Source organism: Arthrobacter sp. UYCo732 (genome assembly GCF_040547265.1).
Taxonomy (GTDB): domain Bacteria; phylum Actinomycetota; class Actinomycetes; order Actinomycetales; family Micrococcaceae; genus Arthrobacter.
Map to the genome: position 1 here is coordinate 72,340 of NZ_JBEPPJ010000017.1, position 16,839 is coordinate 89,178.

Below are 16,839 nucleotides of genomic sequence, written 5' to 3' on the forward strand. Positions count from 1 at the left end.
CCCCGCAGGTAGGCGCCGACGAAGCCGGAAGCCCCGGCGAGTACCACGGTGATTATTGCGTTCATGTCTTCTCCCATGCTGGTCAGTCGCGGATGCTGCGGCTCAGGCAGAGGACATCGTTCAGCACCTCAAAGCCGGCGGCCCTTGAAATCGCACTTGGCCCCGTTCCGCAAATTGTGCTCGCCTCACTGCTGGCATTCCTCGCCGGGCAGACCATCAACTCCTGGATCCTGGTGAAGATGAAGGCCCGGTCAGGGGAGAAATCCCTCTGGGCGCGCCTGATGGGCTCCTCCGGCGCAGGCGAATTCGTGGACACCTTGATCTTCTGCAGCATCGCCGCGTCCGTCATCGGCATCACCGACTTCGGCACGTTTGTGAACTACGTGGTGGTGGGCTTCGCCTACAAGACCCTCGTGGAGGTCCTGTTCGTCCCCGTGACGTCCCTGGTGATCGGCTGGATCAAAAAGCGCGAACCCAGCTACGGCGCCCCGACGGCAGCTGTGACGAACGCCGCGTAGCTGCCGCCCGGCGTCGTATCTTCCAGCTGCGGCGAGACCGCCGGAACGTTGCGGGCCAGCCCGAACGCTGCTGGATCGCCGGGACGGACCGGCTAGTCCGTCGCGTTCCGGCGATCTCGGCGGCATGGCTAGCGCCGGAGCGCGGCCAGAATGCGGGCTTTGAACTCCAGTTCGTGGAAGAGGTCATCCCATTTCACGCGCACGAATTTCCAGCTGTCTTCAGTGAGCGCATTCTCGCGTTGTCGTTCCTTGTACAACACCTCGGCCGTCGGCTTGTAATCGAAATACTTCGTTTTCCCGTCGAATTCAAGCGCGACTTTCTTCTCCTTCCAGGCAAAATCCAGGCGGTACCGACCGGCTCGGGTAGTCACCTCGACCTGCGGTTCGGGCATGGGAAGGTTCAGCCTAGTGAGTAGTTCGCGGGTGAGCGTCTCACCCGCTGACTCCGACCTTGGATCGGCGTTGGCGAGCGCCAGTCGGAGGGTCCGGATCCCGCGGCGTCCCGGCAGGCCGTCAGCTGCGGTCTCCATTATGGCTTTATCTGCGCCAAGCCGGAGTGCGTGGTCCATCAGCACCAGTGCCTGCCGGTAACTCAGCGTCATGGCGCAGTCCACCACCGTCCGCTCGAGCGACGTCACCCGAAGTTTCCCAAGGGTCACGACCTCCGACTAGGCGTAGGGCCGCGTATGGCCGCGGACATCCTTGCCTAGCCGTTCGCTGGAGGGGCTAACAGGCAGCAGAAGATGGATCAGGTCGTCAACATCCCAGAGATACAAACCGTGCAGCCGCGCCGCCGAGGTGTGGCTATAGACGAAGTCTCCGGTCGATGTCGTGAGTGTTCCGTGCGCGTGGGCCTGAATCAATTGCCTGCTGCGGACTGCACGCGTTTGCTTCTCCCACAGCTCACCGCGGATGTAGCAGCCGTAGCGGAGTCGAACAAGTTTCTTATGGAGCACCAATACCTTGATGGCCCGGGAATTGAGGCCCTTTTCGTGCAATTGGCCCGTTCGCCACAGGTGACCGGTGCTTGGAAGTGCGGGAAGGCGGACTGGCTGCGAGGGTGTCATCCCGACAGAATGCTGCAGCCAGTGGCAGCCCGGAAGGCGCCGCCGTCGTTATGTGGAATACCCACGTCGCCGGAGCGCGTCCAGATTGCCCGAACGGGCTCCGATCGCCGAAACGCTCCGGCGGTCCGGCAGCGTTCCGGCGGGTTAGGCGGCGGGTCATCGGCGTGAGGACGGGGGACCGGCCCTAAGCCGCCTGCTGCACCTTCCGGGCGTAGCCCTCTCCGGAGGGCCTGGCGTCAGCCCTTCAGCGTCCCGTCGAGGAGGCCGCGGAGTTCGGTGAAGTGCCGCTCCGTGGCTTCGGCGTGGAACATCGAGGTGTCTGCCATCGCGTAGCCGTGCGGCGCACCGGCATAGATCTCGTTGGACGCCTCGAGCCCCGCTGCGTCGAGCGCTTCGCCCAGGCGCGCGACGGCCTCGGGAGCCATGCTCTGGTCGTGGTCGGCGTGGCCGAACACAAACCGCGCCTTCGCATGAGCCAGTTCCAGGTGCGGACTGTCCGGTGCGTCGGTGGCGAGACCGCCGCCGTGGAAGCCGCCGCAGGCTGCCACCACCTGCGGGTGGGCGGTGGCGGTGCGGACCGCGAGGCGGGCGCCCATGCAGTAACCGAACGTGCCGATGGGGCCGGGCGCAACGCCGTCGAGCGTTCCCAGCGCTGCAACCCACGCGTCAATGTCCGGCAGCGCTTTGTCTGCAGTGAGGTGTCCCACCCGTGGGAACGCGGCCTTGCCGGCAGCCGCGCGGCCGTCCGGAGTGGTCATGTCCACCGTCGGTGCCAACTCGTCAGCAGATCCTTCGCGGTAGAAGACGTTCGGCGCCAGGACCACGTAGCCCCAGTCGGCGATGCGCCGCGCCATTTCCTCGATGCGCGGACGCAGGCCGAACGCGTCCATGTACAGGATGACGCCGGGAAACGGGCCTTCACCGGCGGAAGGACGGACAACCAGGGCTTCGGCGGTGCCTGCAGTGGCAGGGATCTCAAGGAGCATCTTGTCAGGATATAGGAGGACGACGGCGGGCCGCGGCAGCACCGCGGCCCGCCGCAGTGGCGGCGGACTCAGGAGTAGTACTGCGCCAGGGTCTCGGCCTTGAAGTCGAAGAAGGTGCCAGCCTCGATGGCTAGCCGGGCGTCGTCCACCATCTTCACCACAAAGCGCTCGTTGTGGATGGAGATGAGGGTGGCGGAGAGCATCTCCTTGGCCTTGAAAAGGTGGTGGATGTAGGCGCGCGAGTAGTTGGCGCAGGCGTAGCAGTCGCAGCCCTCCTGCAGGGGCCCAAAGTCGCGCTTGTACTTGGCGCCGGAGAGGTTGTAGCGGCCGGTGGGGTGGTAGAACGCCGAGTTGCGGGCCACGCGGGTGGGGGAGACACAGTCGAAGGTGTCCGCACCGTTTTCGATGGCGGTGAAGATGTCGTCCGGTTCGGAGATGCCCAGCAGGTGCCGCGGCTTGTCCTCCGGCAGTTCCTCGTTGCACCAGCGCACAATCGTGCCCAGGTTCTCCTTCTCCAGCGCCCCGCCGATGCCGTAGCCGTCGAAGTTCATGGCTCCCAGGTCCTGGCAGGCCTTCCGGCGCAGGTCCTCGTACTGGGCGCCCTGGATCACGCCGAACAGGGCCTGGTACGGCTTCCCCACGCGGGATGAGGTCAGCCGGAAATGCTCGTCCAGGCAGCGCAGCGCCCAGAGGCGGGTGCGCTCCAGTGACTCCTCCTGGTAGCCGCGGGAGTTCTGCAGCGTGGTCAGTTCATCGAACGCGAACATGATGTCCGCGCCGATCTGGTGCTGGACCTGCATGGAGATTTCCGGCGAGAACCGGTGCCGGTCGCCGTTGAGGTGGCTTTTGAACCAGACGCCGTCGTCGTCGATGTGGGCCAGGCGTTCCTTGCCTGGAGCGACAGCGTCATCCGGCCCCGAAGAATCAACCGATTTCATGTCGATAACCTTCTTGAACCCCGAGCCCAGGCTCATCACCTGGAATCCGCCGGAGTCGGTGAAGGTGGGCCCGGACCAGTTCATGAACGCGCCCAGCCCGCCGGCCTCGTCCAGGATGTCCGCGCCTGGCTGGAGGTACAGGTGGTAGGCGTTGGCCAGGAGCGCCTGCGCCCCAAGTTCCGCCATCGATTCTGGCAGCACCGACTTCACGGTGGCTTTGGTCCCGACGGCGATGAAAGCGGGCGTCTGGATCTCACCGTGCGGCGTGCTGATGGTGCCCGTGCGGCCGAGAAACCGGCCGCCGTTGGTAGCGACTTGGTCGGCCGACGGCGCACAATTTTCGGCCAACCGAGTGCCCACGGTGAAGGAGAACTGGGACTGCGCAGCGATGGACTGCCCGGCAAAGGTGACTCCGGCGCTAGCGGCAGTGGAGTCAGCGGGCAGAGCGGAGGCGGGAATGGCTGGCACCGTTACAGTGTGCCAGCAAACAGCGCCGATCCCTCAGTTGGCCGCCTTTGGTGTGGGGTAGTTCTCAGCCCGCCAGCCGTCCCAGGACGACTGGATGGACTCCAGTTTGTGGGCACCCAGATCGTAGGTGGAGGCAATCACTATGGCACCGCCGTCGGGCCTGACGTCCTCGATGACGGGCTGGTCGGCCACGATCAGCAGGCCGTCCCCGTGCTCGGCATAACCGTGGACAGTGAGCCCCACCTGATGGTTGCTGCGGTACCAGACCTTGCCGGAGATTTCCTCTCCGGTGGCCAGGGTCAGCTGGTATGGCTCGCCGGGCTTGGGAACCTCGGACAGCCCCAGCTTCTCGATGGCTGAACCGGATCCGCCCGGGACCTCGATGAACAGAGTGTGCCGCTGGCCGTGCGGATGGTGTTCCAGCGCGAATCGGAGCTGCTGCAGGAACGTCAGCCAGCCCTGCGTGATGTCCTCGTCCCAGGCCGCCCATTCGGAATTGTGGTCCAGGGCCGCCCGGGTGACGCGGACCTCCGTCCCGGACGCCACCGGTTTCAGGTCAAAAACATCGCCGCCGTTGGCGGTCAGGCTGGTGTGGTCCGGGGCTTCGACGACCTTACTGCCAAAGTAGATCTCGTTGATTTCGGCCGCCAGTTCATCGGCCTCCCAGCCGTGCCACTGGGCCACCTTGGCCGGTTCGCGCAGCATGGTCCAGACCTGCGGCGCATCAGCATTAACCACCACGCTCAGATTGTTCGTCATAGCCCCGAATCTACAACTCCCGCGCAACCCCGGGTAGGGCTAGTTTGTTCAGGCCCGGACGGACTCGAGCTCGTTGCTGATCCGGCGCTGCAGTTCACCGAGCCCGATCGTCTCAGACCCGCCGTGGGCCCGCAGGAAGAGCAGGGACTCGAGCCGCAGCAGCCGCCACTCCCGCTCGGCCTCGTGGTTGGAGTTGTCGATCGAGCGGAAGATCTCTTTGTCGTATAGGTTGGGTTCGTTGAGTGACCGCTGGCGCACCTTGGCGTTCATGCGCGCCTTGAAAGGGTCCGTTTCCTGGTTTTCCGGGGTGCGCAGCAGCTTTTCGTAGACTTCGGCGCGCTCTTCCTGCCGGTCCTGGCGGCAGATGTAGCTGGACAGCGCCAGCGACGCCTCCACGGAGGCCCACCTGCCCGGGTTGCCGTCGTACGGCAGCACGTTGAGCAGGTCCGCCACGGCCAGCGCCCCGTCAGGGTCTTTCAGCGTGATGAACAGCTCGTGGGCGAGGTCGCTGAGGTCCTTCAGGCAGCTGCCGGACTTGAAATTGATGCCTTTGGCCAGCTTATCGGCCAGCAGCAGCACACCCACGGCGTCGGGGTGGGCTTCGGCGGCTGCCTCCACCACGGATTCCGGCGTGCCCTGCGGGGCCGGAATCCGCGCGAGTTCCTCCGCCGAAGGGCCACTCACCGCGGGCGGGATGGCAGGCAGAGGAGGTACGACGACGGCGGGAGCCACCGGGGCTGCCTCCACCGCTGCCGGTGGCTGGTGTTCGCGGGATTCCGCGTGGAATTGCTCCCCGTCGGGCTGTTCAGCGTCGGCCTGTTCCCCCTTGGGAAGGCGCATTGCCACCGGAAGCTGCGTGACGGCGTCGGACGCTGTGTCCTGGTGGGCCGCATCCTGGACCATGATGTCCTGAAGCGTGACGTTGCGGGCCGTTGGGCTGGCGATCTTCACCGTGGAGCCGGCCGCGATGCGGATGGTGCCGCCGCCGGTGAGGTTGGCCAGAACCACGGCAGGTGTGCCGAAATCATCTGACTCCAGCTCCACCCGCTGGATTTCGGCGGTGCGTTCACCATCGGGAAGGAGGAGCTGATCGCCGGACGTCAGAGATCCAGCCTGCTGTTCGCTGTAATGCCTGGCGGCTGGGGTTTCGGTCATGGGGGTCCTTAAATTCTCTTGCGGTCCGCCCTACAGTCTACAAAGCAGGGCGCTCCAGTCCGGGACGCCGGGGATCCTCCGGGCGTCAGAAGCCCACTCCCGCAAAGGCGAGCGCCTGGCGGACCAAAGCTCCCCGGCCGCCGTCGAATTCGAGCTGAACCCCGGGGCTAAGCACTTCTTCCGGGGTCATCCAGGTCAGTTCCAGGGCGTCCTGGCGGGGCTCGCATTCGCCCGTCACGGGGATAACATAGGCCAGGGACACGGCGTGTTGGCGGTCGTCGGTGAAGCCGGTGTGGGACGGGGCCGGGAAGTATTCGGCCACCGTGAACGGCACCGGGCTGATGGGAAGCTGGGGAAACGCGAGGGGCCCCAAATCCTTCTCCATGTGGCGCAGGAGCGCGGCGCGGATGGTCTCGCGGTAGATCACCCGGCCGGACACCAGCGACCGGATCATGGTGCCGTCTTCATCGGCCTGCAGCAGCGTGCCAACCTCGTTCACGAATCCCAGCGGATCCAGCCTGACGGGAACGGCCTCCACGTAGATCATGGGCAGCCTCCCGCGTGCCTCAAAGAGGTCCTCCTCGGAGAGCCAGCCGGGATTGGGGTCAGGAGTGCGAACGTTCATGGTTAAGTTCTACCCCATCGGACGCGTGCGGGCCGGTGAGGGGGGCTTTTAGCGTAATTCGCCGTCCACAGCGCGTGGCCACGGCGCCGGGATCTCACCCCTCGGCGCGCCGCTGGGAGATCCAGAGCGTGGGCGGGACGTGCGGGCCGGCATTGGAATCCGGGGCTGGGCTGGCCGTTCCTGCGGCGGCTGCATCCGGGTTGGCCACGTGCAGGGTCCGGCCGAAGGCTTCCTCCGTTTCGCCGACCTCCACCCCGGCGTCCGCGAGCCGGGTGCGCAGGGCGCCCAGATCGCCGTCGTACTCAAATCCCAGGCCGGTCCGGGGTGGCCCGGAGGCCGGGCGCACCATCAGCACCCCGCCGTTCTTGGCCGCGAAGTCCGCTGTTTCGTCATCGTCCGGGACCGGACGGCGGCGCGCACCCATGTTGCGTAGTGTTTGGGCGGCCGCGGCAGCGTCCGGCGTGAACCAAACCACGACGACGGCAAGCGCCTGATCGGCGTCCGCGCACTGGGCTCCGTGGGCGGCCTTGTCGGCGTAAAAACTGAAGCCGTCCTCGCCGGTGATGCGGCAGGTGTCGCCATGGTCAGCCCGGGTCAGCTCGGCCGGCGACGTCCCGCTCTCCACCCCGGCCTCGTTGGTGCGCCGGGCGAACTCAGCCAAATCGCCCACTTCGACGCCGAACCCCGTCGTCCCGTCTTCGGGCGAGCTCGGCTCGGCGGCGTGCAGCGCAAGCCTGCCCGACCCGGAGTCGAACTCCTGCCAAGGCCCGTCATCGACTGTCCGGACCATCCCCAGACCCGTGAGGAGTCGCTCCCACTGGTCCAGGCGCGAGGTGAAGTGGACGGGGCGGACACGCAGCATTGGATCTCCCGGGGTGAAGACGACGGCTTGTTGCCTGATATGGCCATAATGCCACGCCTTGAATAAGGAGTCCCGTGGAGCAGAATAGTGCCATGGCCATCGAACTCGCGGAGCTGCTGATGAAGGACGCCGCCGAGTGGCGCAGCAGGCTGGAGACGAACCACGCGGACAAACGGGAGGCCGAAGGACGCACCATCAAGGAAATCCGCCGCTGCACCAAACGCTACCTGGCCCGACGGGTCCACCGAACCCTTAACTCGAAAAACGCCACCTTGAACAAGGCTAGACAAACATAGGAGGGCCAACGGCACCACCACCTTGTTCGCCGCCCTGGAGGTCCTCACGGGCAAACCCGCAAGACGTTCTATGCGATACGGGCCACAGGGCCTTTGATGAAGGCCACGCCGCAGCCCTGGAGCCACGCTCACGCCGTCCGACACTTCGCCAACGCGGTTGCCCGGGGACATGGTCGGCATCGGCAGGACCCTGTACTCCGTGACCAAGCGGATGGGCGGACTAGTCGTCATTGCCGCCTGGGACCTTGACGGCGTCGTGCTCCGCCAAAACCGGAGGGGAGGTCCTCGCAGAGTACTTCTGGCCGCCGAAGGAACCACTTACGTCCGGATGGGCAAGGCACGCACCCACTTCCGCAGATAGGCAGGCAGAGAAAACTGTTACCGATGTCTAGAGACAGCAAGTGTCACCGAAGTCTCGAGGCGGAACTGTTACCAAACTTTGGAGACATCACACGATTAAAACGCCGACAGCGCCAAGAATAAACGCGACTGTACTTCTAGGCTTGAATGAATTCCTGCCGCTGGCGTCCAAGGCCAGCCACCTCTACCTCCACCACGTCCCCGGCTTTTAGATAAGGGAAGCGTCAGGACAAGGCCACGCCCTCCGGCGTTCCGGTGCAGATCAAGTCGCCCGCTTCCAGGACGAGGTACTGGCTGAGGTCATGGATGATGGTGGCCACGTCGAAAATCAGGTCTTGCGTGGTGGAGTCTTGGCGGGGTTCACCGTTTACCCATGTGCGCAGCCGGAGGTCGCCTGGGTCCACTTCCTCGGGGGTGACCAAGTATGGACCGGTGGGGCAGAACCCGGCACAGCTCTTGCCTTTGGACCATTGACCGCCGGAGCCCTCCAGCTGGAAGGTCCGCTCGGACAGGTCGTTGACCGTGACAAAGCCGGCGATGTGACTGAGCGCATCCGATGGTGAATTGAGGTATGACGCGCGGGTGCCGATGACAACGCCCAGTTCGACTTCCCAGTCCGTGGTGGTGGAACCGCGGGGGATCACGACGGCGTCGTTGGGTCCTACGACGGTGTTGGCAGCCTTTTGGAACAGGATCGGTGCCACGGGTGGTTCGGAACCGGACTCAGCGGCGTGAGCGGCGTAGTTCAAGCCGAAGCAAAACACTGAAGACGGCCGGGTGATTGGCGCCCCGATTCGGAGGCTCACGGCATCCAGTTTCGGTAGTTCCCCGGCAGCCAGGGCCGCTGCTGCACGGCCGGGGCCGCCCGAGGACCAGAAGTTGGGGTTTAGGTCCGGGTCAGTCCGGCTAGGGAGTAGTAACTACCACCATTCATGATGGCGGGGGTTTCGGCTCCGACGGGGCCGAGGCGTGCAAACTTCATGCGGTTGGTTCCTTCTTCGAGGTTCGGGATCGGGTTCCTTGGCCAACGTGCGCTCGCCCCCAGTCGGCTGAGGGCTGGTCGGTCGCGGCGTGGACCTGTTGTGTTGGAGGCGTCGCCGGTGCCGGACTCGCCCTTGGACCGATCCTGGCCGCGCCCTCGTTGGGGGGAGCTTGGGATCCCAAATCAAAGTTAAGAGTGACTTGAATCACTGTCAACGTATTTTTTCAGAAAGGCCTAAAAACGAATTGTTACTTTGGTTCGGGCATGCAGCCTTGGCTGGCTGGACCGTTGGTTCCGCGTGTAGCAAAGAGACGAACGCCCGGAACTCCGTAGTCCGGAAAATTAAACCGACCACGGGGTGGCAGCAAGGTCGGCGCTCCCGCAGCTTGCAGCTCGGATGGAACGCCTTATCAGTAAACCGGTACCCGCACGCGGCCTTCCACCGCAGATCGTCTGTCAACGCCTCCGGGGCCTCCCGGTCCGAAAGGCCTTCAAGGCCTCCAATGCGTGCAACGACCCAATGACCGGCGCCGGAGCAGAAGGCCGGCGCCGCCGCGAGGGGATCAGAATGCAAAGACGCAGCCCGGAGCCCGGAGCCAACAATTCCCCGGTCAGCGCATCCATATCCAAATACCCGGGTTCCGCGTCTTCATGTCCTGCATAAGGCCAGTCCTAACCACGGGCTCTACCAGTCCAGCCGACCCGCGTTAGCGCCCGCGACTGATTCGACAGTCTCCTAGCGCATACCCTCCCTGCGGATGGCAGTGGCGATGGCTGCGGCACGGGTTTCCACCCCCAGCTTGGCGTAAATGTGGGCCAGGTGGGTCTTGACCGTGGCTTCGGAGATGAAGAGTTGCTGGCCCAGCTCCCGGTTGCTGAGCCCTTGGGTCAGGAGGCTCAGCAACTCGGCCTCCCGCGGCGTCAGGACGTCGCCGGGATTCCGCAGCTGCTGGAAAAGCCGGGAAGCTACCGGTGCGCTCATCACGGACTTTCCCTGCACGGCGCCACGGAGGGCGGCGAAGATTTCGTCCGGGGCTGCGTCCTTGAGCAGGTAGCCCATTGCCCCGGCGTCCACTGCCCGCACGATGTCCGCGTCTGAATCGTAGGTGGTGAAGACAAGAATGGCCTGCCGGCCGTTGCGCTGCCGCAATTGCTTAATGGCCTCGATCCCGTCCATCCCGGCGCCCATGGCCAAGTCCATCACCACCACAGCAGGCGAGTGCTGGTCCGCCAGCTTGAGGGCTTCTTCGCCAGAGGCGGCCTCGGCCACCACCTCAAAGTCAGGCTGCGTGCCCAGCAACGAGCGGAGTCCGCTCCTGACCACCAGATGGTCGTCCACGAGGAGGACGCTGATGGTTCTCATGACTCTTCCTGGTTGGTTCGCTGCGCTGGTAGCTGCATGGGGTGTTGGGCGGGTACCTGGGCCGCCACGATGGTGCCCTGTCCGGGGGAACTTTCCACCGAGAATTCCCCGCCCAGCTGTTCCACGCGCTGGCGCATGGCCCGCAGTCCGTAGCCTCCGGCGTCCGATGGCGGTGCTGCCGCCAACGGGTTAAACCCGGTTCCGTCGTCGTAAATGTCCAAGGTGACGGAATCCGGAAGGAAACCCAGCGTTACGGTTGTGGCGGTGGCGTTTGCGTGTTGTTGAATGTTCGCGGCCGCGCTCTGGACCACCCGGAGCAGCGTGTGCCGGACCTCCGCCGGGACGTCCCTCAGCTCGCCGGTGAGCAGGAGCCTGGCGTTCGGGACATACTGAGTGGCGGCCTGACGCAGGGCCTCGGGCAGCGGCGAGGCGTCGAGCCCCGGGGAAGCGAGCTCGTGGACAAGGCTACGGGTTTCGGAGAGGTTCCGCCGCGTCAGTTCGGCGGCCCGATCGACGTCGCGGCGGGATGCCGCGCCGGGCCACGAGCGTTTGGCGGCTTCCAGGAGCAGCAGGCTGCTGGCAAGGCCTTGAGCCACGGTGTCGTGGATCTCGCGTGATACCCGCTCGCGTTCGGCGATGGTCCCGGCGCGGCGTTCGCTGGCCTTCAGTTGTCCTTGTGCCTGCGATACTGCAGCGTGGAGCCGGCGCTGCTCGGCGGAGTCGTGCTCGATCCGGTCATAGATCATTGTCAGCATCACTCCGACTGCTAGGGGCCCCAGCAGCATGGCCAGGTCCGTGCCGGCGCTCAGGCGAAAAAGCCCGACGGCGGTGGCGGCCGCCACCGCGCCTGCCGCAAGGTAACTCAGGGCGCCCGTGAACGCTGTCCGGCACAGAAAAAAGATCGCAAAGGAACACCACGCAAAGCTGGGGGCGGAAATGACCAGGACCCCCCACACGGCCACAAGTACAAGCATCCAGACCGCCCACGGACGTTTCTGCCGGGCCAGTACAGCGATCACCGCGTACAGGGCGCATACCGCTCCGGCCAGTCCGAGGACCAGGAAGTTGTCTGGCAGGCTATGCCGCATGACATAGCGGACGGCCGATGCGACTAACAGCAACGCAAAGCCGAGGTGGACCGCGGCGTCGATCCGGCCGAGCCGGCCGGGCTTCGCAGCAGGTCCGGCGGGTGGGGTTTCAAGGGCAGTGGCTGGCGAGGGCATGTTGTCCGGTTCTGGTCAGGGGAGTTCCCCTCCAATGCTAGGGCCCCCGCCGTTGCTGGTCTCTCAGCCTTTTGGCTGACGCTGCTGGCCTTCCGGAGGAGCGGGATGCAACCGAAGGCCCGATGTCCGCCGCGGCTGGGCGGGACAGGATGGAGACGAGGTCACGGGCCGGGCCCAGGCCACGGTCTGGTTGAGCCACCAACTGAAATTCAAGGAGAACCCATGAAAAAGCCGAACAAGATTGCCGCCGTTGCTGCCGCCGGAGCATTGCTCCTGACTGGTGGCCTGACCGCTGCCGCCAATGCCGGGACCAGCCAAATGGCCGCCCGCGCCGCCGTACCCGCCCTTGATATTCCCCAGGCGCCGGGTATCGTGGTCGCGCAGAACCGCATCACCGTGGGCGCCTCGTCGGACGCCGTCCAGGCAGCCCTCGCGAAATGCCAGGCGGACAAGTTGCCGTTCGTCACTGTGGCCCTGGTTGACAGGTTTGGTACCGTCCAGGCTCTCCTGCGCGGAGACAACGCCGCTGAGCATACGATTGACGCTGCCAAGCAGAAGGCCTACACCGCGGCCGCCTTCGGTGCACCAACAAGCGAGCTGGCCAAGCGCATCAACGGCAACGGACCCAGCATCGCCGACCTCCCCGGCACCCTCTTTTTGGCCGGTGGCGTCCCGCTTAAAGTCAACGGCGTTTCCGTGGCGGGCATCGGAGTGGGGGGCGCCCCTGACGGCACTTTGGACGAGGCCTGCGCCACCGCAGGTGCCGAGGCCATCGGTGCAGCGGTCGCGGGCGCTGCCAAGTAGGCTCGGATCCATGACACCGTTCAGCATGTGCCGCCGGGCCCCCAAGGCAGCAGCGGTTCTGATCGTGGCGGGTCTCGCGGCGTTCCTGGCCGCCTGCCAGACAAATCCAGGTGAGCCGCAACGGCTGGAGTCGCCCTCGTCCGTAACAACAGCCTCGTCCCCGTTATCACTGACCGCTCACACCACAGCGGCACCCACCACGCCGCCAGCCCTGTCCGCGACGGCCCAGGCACAGCTGGACCAAAAACTGATCGTCGCCGCAAAGACCAACAACGTCGCGCTGGCCGGCGAACTCATCGGCCACGGCGCCAATGTGAACGCCAAAGACGCCATCGAGGATTCCGCGTTCCTCTACGCCGGCGCCGAGGGATTCAATGAGATGCTCCAGCTGACGCTTGCAGCCGGCGCAGACGTGACCAGCACCAACCGTTACGGCGGTACTGCACTGATTCCCGCCAGCGAGCACGGCCATGTGGAGACGGTGCAGATCCTCCTGGCCGCCGGGGTGCCCGTGAACCACGTGAACAGGCTGGGCTGGACCGCCATGCAGGAGGCCATCCTGCTCAACGACGGTGGCGTCAGACAGCAGGAGGTGGTGCGCCAGCTCCTGGACGCCGGCGGGGACCATACCATTCGGGACCCCGAGGCGCGCACTGCCCTGCAGAACGCGGATCGCCTGGGCTTCGTGGAGATTGCCAACCTGATTCGCAGCCACGGCTAAAGTGCGCGGCGGGTGGCTCCTGGGCCGCTGACGTCCGCATCGTTCCGCGAAAGTACGACGGCGTGCCGCACTTTTGGTGCGACGCCCCCGCCCCCGCCGTCGAGTGTCAGAGGCAGGTCTTGGAGTACCGCGCCAGTGAAGGCGGCCAGCGCCGCAGGGACGACGGTGACCACCACTTCGTGCAGCCAGCCCGTCATGAAAGCGGCACTGGGACGGATTCCGGTGCGGAGGGGTTGCCAGGAAGTCTCCGCATCACTGACACGTGCTGCGGAGCTTCTTGCTGTCTGCGCTGGTGTTGTGTCCACCAGGTGCGAATCGCCACATCAAACCCGGCAAATACGGGCCACTACGACGATCCGCAAAACCTTGGCGTCGGATATGTCGCTTTTCCACAAGCCACCTTAGGTAGGCGGCTGCGCTCGGATTCGGGTGGGTATCCAGGGCGTCGTGGCTGATGGCCAGCGTTCCCGCGGCCAGCCCGGCAAGATCGGGGCGCCGGCTCCTTGATGCAACCAGTTCAGCGCCGAACGCGGGGGAGTGGTGGCGGTGATCGATTCATGGACGGGCACCAAGGCGGTCGGGAGCTGCCCTGAAGCGGCGGCCAGGAGCCGACGGTTCTGTGGGCAAGCGCGCAGGACGGGCACCGGCCCCGTTCGTAGAGATTGTCCTCAATCCCGCAGCCGGTGCCCACATGCATGGCCCGGGATCCCGGGCCAGTCGGCGCAGATGCTTGCCCCGGGTCCCGGCGGGCCAACCAGCCGGCGCTGTTGGTGGCAGCCGTCGCAGCCGCCCCGGTGGCGCATGGCCGCGGTGTAACACTTGTCGCAGACCGGACCCTCGGGCCAGCGGGCGGTCGGCGGACGGTCCTGCCCGCACTGCGCGCAGGCCGCAGTTTGCCGTGGAGTGCAGCCGGCGCAGATCGGGGCGGGTCCGGTGGCAAAGGAGCAATTCAGCGAAACAGTGCCAGCCGTTTCGTAGACCGTTAGCTTCGCAGCGGCGGACGCCATCCCGTTTGGTGGAGCCGCTCGAAACCGTCAAGGAGTAGGTCAAGGGCGAATTCGAACTCGAATCTGTCGTCGCATCCGTGTGCCACGACCGTGCCGTCGTGGGCGGCCGCGCCGCTGATCCGCGCGATGTTGGGGTAGCGCTCTGCCGTGGCGAGGGTCTGGGCAGATTGCGCGTCGGGGGCCGTCTCGGCTGCGGCCGCACTGCCGGAGCTTGTGGGTTGGTTGAACAGTTCTTGGGTGAAGCCCCACATCCGGCTGCCCAGAGCGTGCATGACGTGGTGGGTGAGGTCCACCGAGAACCCACCGGCCAGGAACATCCCGATCGTGGACTCCATGTAGTCCAGCACGGTTGGGGTGTGATTGGTGCGCGACTCAAGTACCGCGCGGGCCCACGGATGCCGCATTAGCACCTGCCGTGCCGAGATGATTCGTAGGCGGACAGCCGTCTTCCAGTCGGTGCTGCTGATCGGCGGGTCGATCTCCTTGACGATCACCTCGACCATCGCGTCGAGCAGCTCTTCTTTGTTCGCGACGTGCTTGTACAGCGCCATCGGTACGACCCCGAGCTCCTCGGCGAGCCGGCGCATGCTCAGCGCTTCGAGGCCGATCTCGTCGGCGAGCTCCACGGCGGCCTGAAGCACGCGATCGCGGTTGAGACGAAGGCGCGGGATGGACGGCGCTGGAGTCATTGCGGTCCTTTGGGTTGAGAATGGGATTGCCCTTGACTGGAGTACATCGTACACCTTAGAGTATATTGAATCTTGGTGTACACCGTACACCCTTACCCCCCAAGGAGTTCTCATGACCCCCACACGCACAACTGCGATTCTCATCGGCGGTCTGTTCCTGCTCAGTGAGGTCGGCGCGATCGTCGCCCGGCTCCTCTACGCTCCGGTGCTGAACACGCCCAGCTACGTCACCGGTACCGGCCGCGACGCGTCGTTGGCCGTCGGTGTTCTGTTCGAGGCGTTGCTCGTGATCGCCGTCGTCGGCACCGCAGTAGCCATCTATCCCGTCGTCAAGCGCCAGAGCCCAAGGTTGGCCCTGGCCTACGTCGCCGCCCGCATCATCGAGGCGTCGATCATCGCGGTGGGCACTATCAGCCTGCTCACCGTGCTGCTGCTGCGGCAGCAGCCCCGCGGCGCCGACGAGGGCACCCTCGAAGTCGTCGCGGCTGCCCTGCTGACGCTGCAAGACGCTACGCTCCTGTTCGGCCCGGGCTTTGCGCTCGGCATCGGCTCGATCCTGCTGGCTTCGCTCATGTACACGTCCCGCCTCGTGCCTCGCATCATCGCGGTTCTCGGCCTGGTAGGTGGCGCGGTCATCACGCTCTCAACCGTGCTGGTCATCTTCGGCCTGTACGGGCAGTTCTCGCCGATCGGGCTGCTCGTCGCGCTGCCCGTGTTCGTCTGGGAGATGTCGCTCGCGCTCTGGCTGATCATCAAAGGCTTCAACGCCACTGCACTCGAGCGGGTGGGGGACAGCCGCGCTGGCGCCGACCGAGCGGAGTATTCAGCCGTCACCGAGTTGCGCTGACAATCGATGGGGACGCGGTCCGCCGTAGTGGACCGGCCGCGCCGGGGGCGTCGATCACAAGCTGTGCCAGATCACTGGTCGCCGGCCACAGCAGCAAGCAGGATGCGAGTGAATACCGACCTCATCATTATCGGCGGCGGCTATGCCAGCGTCATGGCCGCGAACCGAGCAGCCGGCCGTAGCGGGCGCGTGACCCTGGTGAACGCTGGCGCAACGTTTGTCGAACGCATCCGGCTGCACGAGGTCGCCGCGGGCAGCAGGGACAGCGCGGAGTTGCCCCTCGCATCAGTTCTGCACCTCGATGTGGAGCTCATGGTCGGTTGGGCTGAACGCATCGACGCGGAGGGGCAAAAGGTCTTTCTCGCGGACGGGCGCATCATCGGTTACGACGGCTTGGTCTACGCGGTGGGGAGCACCTCGCCCGTGATGCCTTCCGGAACATTCAGCATTGCATCCCACGGCGAAGCGCTCAGACTGCGGGCGCGACTGGCAAGTTTCGGCTTCGGCAGTGTCGACGTGATCGGTGGCGGACTGACCGGGGTCGAGCTTGCCGCGGAGATCGCGTCCGCTCGCCCCGACCTGCGCGTGCGACTTCGCACCCGAGGACCCGGCGGCGCCAGTCTTGAAATAGCCGGAGGGAATACGGTCCAACGACATTTAGAGCGGCTTGGAATCGTGGTCACGGCGCAGGAGCGCGAGGCCGCCTCTGCCGGCATAGCGAGCATCACAGTCATGACGGCCGGGTTCGTCAATGCATATCGCTTGGTCGACACGGCGGATGGATTCAGCAAGTCAGCTCAGATGACACCCCCCGAGGCGCTCATTTGACCGGTGTTCTCGGTGTTATGGCGAACGAGTCGGTGAGCCGACAAACGCTTCGGGGGCTGCGTCGCGAAGCTGCGAAACCGGGGTCTTTCAGATGGCCGGGCGGGCCTTCGCTGGCGCTCGAAAAGACCGTTGGCCAAACCGCCAGGTAGGAACAGCCCATGAGGGTGTGGCTCGCTCTTGCCACCCGGCTTCACCGTAAGCCACACCGCCGACGCTGCGGCCGGGACGCCGCGCGGTGGGCAGAACCTAGGTGCGTGGGTCGGTAATTGTTTGAGGGTTCCTCAGGTTTGAGCCGTAACGGCCCGAGGCCGGTTTCCTTGTCTTGGAAAGGGGCCGGCCTT

General features: G+C 65.4%; 15 protein-coding genes and 3 pseudogenes. 6 read left to right on the forward strand and 12 right to left on the reverse strand.

Annotated elements, in window-relative coordinates:
* Positions 1-119: 119 nt before the first annotated feature.
* Positions 120-518: pseudogene (locus tag ABIB45_RS17690) on the forward strand (queuosine precursor transporter); the annotation flags it as partial.
* A 128-nt stretch (positions 519-646) separates the two neighbouring features.
* On the opposite strand, the pseudogene ABIB45_RS17695 reads toward ABIB45_RS17690, so the two are convergent.
* The 7 genes and pseudogenes from ABIB45_RS17695 to ABIB45_RS17725 all read right to left on the reverse strand — a co-directional run bounded on the left by ABIB45_RS17695 (position 647) and on the right by ABIB45_RS17725 (position 7,378).
* Positions 647-1,585 (reverse strand): annotated as a pseudogene (locus tag ABIB45_RS17695) (type IV toxin-antitoxin system AbiEi family antitoxin domain-containing protein).
* Positions 1,586-1,821: 236 nt separating this feature from the next.
* Positions 1,822-2,571: a dienelactone hydrolase family protein gene (locus ABIB45_RS17700; RefSeq protein ID WP_354217153.1), complete on the reverse strand. Its 750-nt coding sequence runs from the start codon at positions 2,569-2,571 to the stop codon at positions 1,822-1,824.
* A gap of 68 nt (positions 2,572-2,639) precedes the next feature.
* A complete protein-coding gene (gene tgt / locus ABIB45_RS17705; protein ID WP_502909190.1) occupies positions 2,640-3,977 on the reverse strand; it encodes a tRNA guanosine(34) transglycosylase Tgt in 1,338 nt (445 codons plus the stop codon).
* Between the two features lie 33 nt (positions 3,978-4,010).
* A complete protein-coding gene (locus tag ABIB45_RS17710) occupies positions 4,011-4,736 on the reverse strand; it encodes an SRPBCC family protein (protein ID WP_354217155.1) in 726 nt (241 codons plus the stop codon).
* A 48-nt stretch (positions 4,737-4,784) separates the two neighbouring features.
* Positions 4,785-5,891 carry a DUF6707 family protein gene (locus tag ABIB45_RS17715; protein ID WP_354217156.1) on the reverse strand — a complete coding sequence of 369 codons (1,107 nt, stop codon included), beginning with the start codon at positions 5,889-5,891 and terminating at the stop codon, positions 4,785-4,787.
* An 85-nt stretch (positions 5,892-5,976) separates the two neighbouring features.
* A complete protein-coding gene (locus ABIB45_RS17720) occupies positions 5,977-6,516 on the reverse strand; it encodes an NUDIX hydrolase family protein (protein ID WP_354217157.1) in 540 nt (179 codons plus the stop codon).
* Between the two features lie 94 nt (positions 6,517-6,610).
* Positions 6,611-7,378 (reverse strand): VOC family protein, encoded by a 768-nt coding sequence (locus ABIB45_RS17725; RefSeq protein WP_354217159.1) that lies wholly within the window; start codon positions 7,376-7,378, stop codon positions 6,611-6,613.
* A gap of 74 nt (positions 7,379-7,452) precedes the next feature.
* Here ABIB45_RS17725 and ABIB45_RS17730 point away from each other — a divergent pair, with 74 nt between their 5' ends.
* Positions 7,453-7,674 (forward strand): hypothetical protein, encoded by a 222-nt coding sequence (locus tag ABIB45_RS17730; RefSeq protein WP_354217174.1) that lies wholly within the window; start codon positions 7,453-7,455, stop codon positions 7,672-7,674.
* A 497-nt stretch (positions 7,675-8,171) separates the two neighbouring features.
* Here ABIB45_RS17730 and ABIB45_RS17735 read toward each other — a convergent pair.
* The 3 genes and pseudogenes from ABIB45_RS17735 to ABIB45_RS17750 form a co-directional block, all read right to left on the reverse strand.
* A pseudogene (locus ABIB45_RS17735) lies at positions 8,172-9,016 on the reverse strand (fumarylacetoacetate hydrolase family protein).
* 736 nt (positions 9,017-9,752) lie between these two features.
* Complete coding sequence (locus ABIB45_RS17745; protein WP_354217160.1) at positions 9,753-10,379, reverse strand: response regulator; 627 nt, start codon at positions 10,377-10,379, stop codon at positions 9,753-9,755.
* Positions 10,376-11,602 (reverse strand): sensor histidine kinase, encoded by a 1,227-nt coding sequence (locus ABIB45_RS17750; protein WP_354217162.1) that lies wholly within the window; start codon positions 11,600-11,602, stop codon positions 10,376-10,378. The genes ABIB45_RS17745 and ABIB45_RS17750 overlap by 4 nt, the downstream gene beginning before the upstream one ends.
* Before the next feature lie 222 nt (positions 11,603-11,824).
* Here ABIB45_RS17750 and ABIB45_RS17755 point away from each other — a divergent pair, with 222 nt between their 5' ends.
* Both ABIB45_RS17755 and ABIB45_RS17760 read left to right on the forward strand, forming a co-directional pair.
* Positions 11,825-12,406, forward strand: coding sequence for a GlcG/HbpS family heme-binding protein (locus ABIB45_RS17755; RefSeq protein WP_354217163.1), 582 nt, complete (start codon positions 11,825-11,827; stop codon positions 12,404-12,406).
* A 10-nt stretch (positions 12,407-12,416) separates the two neighbouring features.
* On the forward strand, positions 12,417-13,127 hold the full coding sequence (locus tag ABIB45_RS17760) for an ankyrin repeat domain-containing protein (RefSeq protein WP_354217164.1): 711 nt from the start codon (positions 12,417-12,419) through the stop codon (positions 13,125-13,127).
* Here ABIB45_RS17760 and ABIB45_RS17765 read toward each other — a convergent pair.
* Both ABIB45_RS17765 and ABIB45_RS17770 read right to left on the reverse strand, forming a co-directional pair.
* Positions 13,124-13,324 carry a hypothetical protein gene (locus ABIB45_RS17765; protein WP_354217165.1) on the reverse strand — a complete coding sequence of 67 codons (201 nt, stop codon included), beginning with the start codon at positions 13,322-13,324 and terminating at the stop codon, positions 13,124-13,126. The genes ABIB45_RS17760 and ABIB45_RS17765 overlap by 4 nt on opposite strands.
* Positions 13,325-14,109: 785 nt before the next feature.
* Complete coding sequence (locus ABIB45_RS17770) at positions 14,110-14,823, reverse strand: TetR/AcrR family transcriptional regulator (RefSeq protein WP_354217166.1); 714 nt, start codon at positions 14,821-14,823, stop codon at positions 14,110-14,112.
* 112 nt (positions 14,824-14,935) lie between these two features.
* On the opposite strand from ABIB45_RS17770, the gene ABIB45_RS17775 reads away from it, so the two are divergent.
* Entirely contained in the window at positions 14,936-15,670 is a 735-nt protein-coding gene (locus tag ABIB45_RS17775) for a DUF4386 domain-containing protein (protein ID WP_354217167.1), read from the forward strand.
* Positions 15,671-15,778: 108 nt separating this feature from the next.
* Positions 15,779-16,498 (forward strand): FAD-dependent oxidoreductase, encoded by a 720-nt coding sequence (locus tag ABIB45_RS17780; protein ID WP_354217168.1) that lies wholly within the window; start codon positions 15,779-15,781, stop codon positions 16,496-16,498.
* Positions 16,499-16,839: the final 341 nt, after the last annotated feature.